The 5749-nt window shown below is 69.4% G+C and carries 5 protein-coding genes and 1 tRNA gene; 4 read left to right on the forward strand and 2 right to left on the reverse strand.

From position 1 onward, the window contains the following. Positions 1–144: 144 nt before the first annotated feature. Both D7V93_RS36410 and D7V93_RS36415 read left to right on the forward strand, forming a co-directional pair. The gene (locus tag D7V93_RS36410) at positions 145–546 is read left to right on the forward strand and encodes a hypothetical protein (protein ID WP_120647733.1); all 402 of its coding nucleotides are present in this window, start codon (positions 145–147) and stop codon (positions 544–546) included. Between the two features lie 67 nt (positions 547–613). Beyond that, positions 614–686 (forward strand) — tRNA-Ala (locus tag D7V93_RS36415). A 151-nt stretch (positions 687–837) separates the two neighbouring features. On the opposite strand, the gene D7V93_RS36420 is transcribed toward D7V93_RS36415, so the two are convergent. Further along, positions 838–1758: a class I fructose-bisphosphate aldolase gene (locus D7V93_RS36420; RefSeq protein WP_120647734.1), complete on the reverse strand. Its 921-nt coding sequence runs from the start codon at positions 1756–1758 to the stop codon at positions 838–840. Positions 1759–1979: 221 nt separating this feature from the next. On the opposite strand from D7V93_RS36420, the gene D7V93_RS36425 reads away from it, so the two are divergent. Beyond that, entirely contained in the window at positions 1980–3827 is a 1848-nt protein-coding gene (locus D7V93_RS36425; RefSeq protein WP_120647737.1) for a TolC family protein, read from the forward strand. Positions 3828–3893: 66 nt separating this feature from the next. Beyond that, positions 3894–4529, forward strand: a complete 636-nt coding sequence (locus D7V93_RS36430; protein WP_120647735.1) for an MlaC/ttg2D family ABC transporter substrate-binding protein — start codon at positions 3894–3896, stop codon at positions 4527–4529. Positions 4530–4601: 72 nt separating this feature from the next. Here the strand turns inward: D7V93_RS36430 and D7V93_RS36435 are convergent, their stop codons facing one another. Continuing rightward, complete coding sequence (locus tag D7V93_RS36435) at positions 4602–5735, reverse strand: GNAT family N-acetyltransferase (protein WP_120647736.1); 1134 nt, start codon at positions 5733–5735, stop codon at positions 4602–4604. Positions 5736–5749 lie beyond the last annotated feature (14 nt).

Raw genomic sequence — 5749 nt, forward strand, 5'->3', positions numbered from 1 at the left:
GGGGTGGACGGGCCCTACCTGCGCGCCCTGCCGCCCCGCGTTCCCGGTGGGGGCTTCTTCGCCGCGCGCCTCGTCCGCAAGCCGGGTTGACAGTCGGCGAGCCGCCACGTTACGCACGACCGACTTCTTTCGAGGGTGACAGCCGTGGCAGCAGACCCCAAGCAGTCCGAAGTGATGCGGCAGATCAACGAGGCCTTCCAGGCGGCCGAGGCCAAGCTGGCCCGGCTGCGCGAAGCCGTCGAGCGCAACACGGAGCTGGCGCGGGCCAACGGCAAGGCCGCCTTCCTCAAGGACAAGAAGGAGCAGGCCCACCGCGAGCTGGGCGAGGCCGTCTGGCAGTCCGTGCAGCAGGGGCGCCTGGAGCTGCCCGCGGGCTTCGCCAAGCTCCTGGCGGCCATCGCGGCGGCCGAGAAGGCGTCCGCGGACCATGCCGCGCAGCTCACGGACCTGCTCCGGGAAGGAGAAGAGGTCGCGGAGCGGTTGAAGGTTGGAAAAAGTGTCGCGAAGCCGCAAACAGTTGTGGCGTCTGGAACGAAGAAGCGGTAGAAGAGCGCCGCTTTCGACGGGCGGCACCGCTCCCCAACAGCGGTGCCGGCAGCAGGTCGCAAAAGAAGGGGCTTTAGCTCAGCTGGGAGAGCGCTTGAATGGCATTCAAGAGGTCACCGGTTCGATCCCGGTAAGCTCCACTCTGAATTGAGAAAGGCCCGCGAGAGAAATCTCGCGGGCCTTTCGCTTTTTCGGGCTGCGCTCAGCTCGCGATCCGGGTGCGTCGCTTCATCTCCTCCGGGCGGGCGCCCTTCCCGACATCCGGTCGGGAAGGGCGTGGAGGAGCCGGGACTACTTGCCCGCGAAGATGTTCATCACGTCCTTGAGCAGCTTGATGGACTCGGCGTGCGGACGCTGGAACGCGTTGCGGCCCATGATGGAGCCGAAGCCGCCACCCTGGTGGATCTGCTTGATGTCGTCGATGAGCGCGGACGTCTCCTTCGCCTCGCCGCCGGAGAAGATGACGATGCGCTTGCCGTTGAACGCGGAGCGCACGACCTCGCGCACGCGGTCCGCCAGCGTCTTCGTGGGGATGTTGGCCTTCTCGAAGGCCTTCTTCGCCTCCGGCTGCTCCAGGAAGTCCGAGGGCGGCTTCACCTTGATGATGTGCGCGCCCAACTGCGCGCTGATCTGCGCCGCGTACGCCACCACGTCGATGGCCGTCTCACCCTCCTTGGACAGGGCGCCGCGCGGATAGGCCCAGAGCACGGTGGGCAGGCCGTAGGACTTGGCCTCCGCGATGATGTCGCGCAGGTCCTCGTACTGCTCGTTGCGGGCGGCCGAGCCCGGGTAGATGGTGTAGCCCACCGCCGCGCAGCCCAGGCGCACCGCGTCCTTCACGGACGACGTCACCGCGGACATGGGCGCGGCCGTCTTGGCCAGCGAGTCGGAGTTGTTCACCTTGAGGATGAGGGGAATCTCACCCGCGAGCCTGCCGGCGACAGCCTCCAGGAAGCCCAGCGGCGCCGCGTACGCGTTGCAGCCCGACTCGATGGCCAGCTGCACGTGGTAGTCCGGATCATAGCCGGCCGGGTTCGGGCCGAACGAGCGCGCGGGGCCATGCTCGAAGCCCTGATCCACCGGGAGGATGACGAGCTTGCCGGTACCCGCGAGCGCGCCCGTGTTCAGCAGCCGCGCCAGGTTCGTCAGCGTGCCGGGATTGTCGGAGGGGTACCAGGAGAGGATCTGCTTGACGCGGTCGGTGTAGGCCATGGGGTTTTCCTTGAAGGAAGGCGTCGAAACCGGCGCGCGATTCTGCGGACTCCCGGCGCGCCGACCAAGCTTCATCTGAAATGAATGTCGACGATTGTCACGCGCGATACGCGCGCCGGACTGGGCGGAAGCTGACATCCAGTGGTGCGCATCCGCTCACAGAAATGCTGCGCCGCCGCGGGCTTCCGGATATGCCCGCCGCACACGAGGCGGACCACAGCATGGGCAGAGAAGTCGTCAGGGTCGTCGCAGTGGCAATGATGCTCACCGGAGGCGTTTCGGGCGCGCAGCTTTCTCCCACGACCGCCCCCTCGAACGCTCCGGGAACGGGGGCTCCGGGGACCGCGGCCCCCTCTCCCGGCAGCCTGTCACCCGCCACCATCCCCACGCCGGGCACCCCGGGAAGTCCGGGCACGCCGGGGTCCTCCGGAACGGGCACCTCCTCGGGCAGCTCCACCTCGGGCTCCGGCTCGGCGCTGCCGCCGGGGCCCACGCCGGTGAATCCCGGGCAGGCGGCCGAAGCCGGCAACGCCGCCCAGCGCGCCACCACCACGGCGCCGAAGACGTCCACCACGATGCAGGGCACGCCGGGCGCGGGAGCCCCCGAAGCAGGCACGCCCCGTGTCGGCACGCCGGGCGCCGGGGAAGGAGGACCCGGCAAGAACGCCCCGGGCACCGCGGTCCCCGGCAACGGTCCGCCCGGTGACAGCACGTCCGCGGTGGCCCAGGCCCCGGGTGCCCGGGCCGGCACGAAGCCTCCCAATGGGCCCATCACCCTGGCCCGGTTGGTGGAACGGGCGCGCACCCAGGACGCGCGCGTGGCGGAGGCGAGCGCGGAGCTGCGCAAGTTCCAGGCGCTGTACCAGCAGGCGAAGTGGGCGTGGTTCCCCAGGTTCGAGATCACCCTGGGCGCGGGTGGCCCCGTCCCCGAGGCGCGCAACGACGGCCTGGGAGGCCCGCCCACCACGGAGGCGTCGCTGGAGGGCGACTGGAACTTCGGCAACGTGGGCGTGACGGTGTTCTCCACCGGCAACGCGGTGCTGCCGCTGTACACGTTCGGCAAGCTGTCCGCGCTGGAGAAGGCGGGCGCGCAGGGGCCCATCGTCGGCGCGGCGTTGCGCGAGCGCGTGCGCGCGGAAGCCGGCTTCCAGGCCGCGCAGGCGTATTACGGCTACCAGCTGGCGCGAGCCGGCCTGAAGCAGCTGGAGGACGTGTCCAAGCGCCTCAAGGACGCGAGCGACCGTATCGACGCCCTCCTCAAGGAGGAATCGGATCAGGTGTCGAAGCTCGACACGTACAAGCTGGGGTACTTCCGTCATCTCGTGGAGTCGCAGCGCGCCAACGCCGTGCAGGGGGAGCAGTTCGCGCTCACCGCCATCCGGCTGCTGGCCAGCGCCGCCCCGGACGAGTCGGTGGAGGTGGTGGAGGAGGAACTGCCCCTGCGCGAGGACGTGAAGGTGCCCGACCTGGAGACCGCGCTGCGGGAGGCCAGCGAGCGTCGTCCGGAGTTGAAGGCCATCACCGCCGGCATCATCGCGCGGGAGCAGGAAGTGCTCATCCGCGAGCGCAGCTACTACCCGGACCTGGGGCTCGCGGGCTTCTACGACATCCGCTGGACGAGCAGCGCCACGCGCCAGCGCAGCCAGTTCGCGTACGACCCGTTCAACGACCGCACCGCGGGCCTGGGGCTGGTGCTGCGCGGGACGTTCGACATCCCCATCAAGGACGCGCAGCTGGATCTGGCTCGCGCGGAGCTGGACAAGCTGCGCGCGCAGGAACAGACGCTCAAGGCCGGCATCCAGCTGGAAGTGACGCAGGTGCAGGGCCAGCTCGTCGCGGCCTACGCGCGCGCGAAGTCCTTCACGGAGGCGGAGAAGAACGCGAAGCGCTGGGCCACGGCCGCCTACGCGGCGTTCGATCTGGGCACCGGCGACACCCGCGAGCTGGTGGATTCCTTCACCGCGCTGGCCCAGGCGTCAGCGGAGCGGGGCAAGAGCTGGTTCGACGTGCGCGTGGGAATGGCCTCCCTGGCGCGCGTGACGGGTGCCATCCCGGCGACGGATGAATAACCCTTCCAGGCTTCCAGTCGTTTCACGCGTCGTCTCACGCGTCCTTCAACCCGGAGCTTCATCCAAATGATTGCTTCCCTGCTTGCCGCCACGCTGCTCGCCGCCGCGCCCGTGGGCCCGCTCAACGTCGTGAAGTCGGGCAACGCCGACGTCCAGAAGGCCGCCAACGCGCCCGGAGCCACCGTCCAGTCGCTCGCGTCCGTGGTGGAGAAGTTCGTCGACTTCGAGGAGCTCGCCAAGCGCGCCCTCGGGGAGAAGGCCTGGACGGGCCTCACCCCCGCGCAGCGCAAGGACTTCAGCGACACCATGACGGGGCTCCTGCGCGCCTCGTACGCCCAGAAGGCCATCGGCCAGGCGAAGGCCGACGTGAAGTACGGCAAGGAGAGCGTGCAGGGGAACGAGGCCACGGTCGACACGCAGCTCACCGTCAAGACGGACCAGGTGCCGGTGGACTACAAGCTGTACCGGACGTCGGCCAAGACGGACTGGCGCATCTACGACGTCATCACCGACGAGGTCTCCCTGGTGGAGACGTACAGCGGCCAGTTCCGGAAGATCCTCCAGACGAAGGGCTTCGACGGGCTGCTCTCCACGCTGAAGTCCAAGCGCGCCCAGTTGGAGAAGGAGAACGCCAACACCAGCGCGGCCTCCGTGAAGGAGTCCGCCGCCGGGACGACGGGCGCCGCCCCGCAGGCGAAGTAGTCCCGCGGGTCGCCGCTCCTTCCGTCCGGGGCAGGGTGCCCGGGCGGAAGGGTGTCACCGCGGAAGAGGTGCTCAGACGGGCCGCTGGAACACGCGGTACGTCTTGGAGCGCTGGCCGCCCATGGACTCGATGGCGCGGTTGACCAGGTGGTTGTCCTCCAGCGTCCAGGAGATCTCCCCGCCCGTGTAGCCCAGCTCCTTCGCGGTGCGCAGGGTGTCCAGGTACAGGATGGCGTCCAGGCCCCGGCGCCGGTAGCCCTCCTTGATGCCCAGCGTGAGCAGGCGCAGCCGCTTGATCCGCCGCGACGCCAGCACCAGCTTCACCAGGCCAATGGGCAGGCCGAACGTCGTGAGCCGTCCGCCCGCGGCCTTGAACGCCTCGTTGGCGTCCGGCAGCGTCATGGAGAAGGCGACGGGCTCGCCCTTCACCTCCGCGATGAGGAGCAGCTCCGGGCGCACGATGGCCTTCATCTCCTTGGCCATGTGGTCGAACTCGCGCTCCGTGAACGGGATGAAGCCCCAGTTCTTCTCCCAGGCGGAGTTGTAGATCTCCTTGATGCGGGCGACCTCCGCGGGGAAGTCCTTCAGGCGCACGGGGCGCACGGTGATGCCCTCGCGCTGACGGATCTTCTCCGCGATGCGCGCCACCTTCTCCGGCGGCGCCGCGGACGAGGACAGCTCCCACGCCCACAGGTCCTTCGCCTTGGTGAAGCCGCACGTCTCCAGCAGCCCCAGGTAGTACGCGGGGTTGTACGGCATCATCAGCGCGGGGGGCACGTCGTAGCCCTCCACGAGCAGGCCCCAGTCCTGGTTGCTGGAGAAGTTGGCCGGCCCCAGCACCCGGTCGATGCCGCGCGCCTTCAGCCACGCGCTGGCGGCGTCCAGCAGCCCCCGGGCGACGCCCGCGTCGTTCACGCATTCGAAGAGGCCGAAGAAGCCCTCCTTCGTGCCGTGCACCTCCATGTGTCGCGGGTTCTTGATGGCCGCCACCCGGCCCACCACCTCCGCGCCACGCCGCGCGAGGAACAGCTCCACCTCCGCGTAGTCGAAGAAGGGGTTCTTCTTCGGGTCCAGGAAGTCCTTGCGCTCCATCTCCAGCGGCGGCACCCAGTTCGGGTCGTCACGGTAGAGGGCGTACGGCAGCCGGATGAAGGCCATCCGGTCCGCCGCGCCGCGCACGGGCGTCACCTGCACGTCCGTGGGCATGGGGGGAAGAGGGG

This window comes from Corallococcus llansteffanensis, from assembly GCF_003612055.1.
Taxonomy (GTDB): Bacteria; Myxococcota; Myxococcia; order Myxococcales; family Myxococcaceae; genus Corallococcus; species Corallococcus llansteffanensis.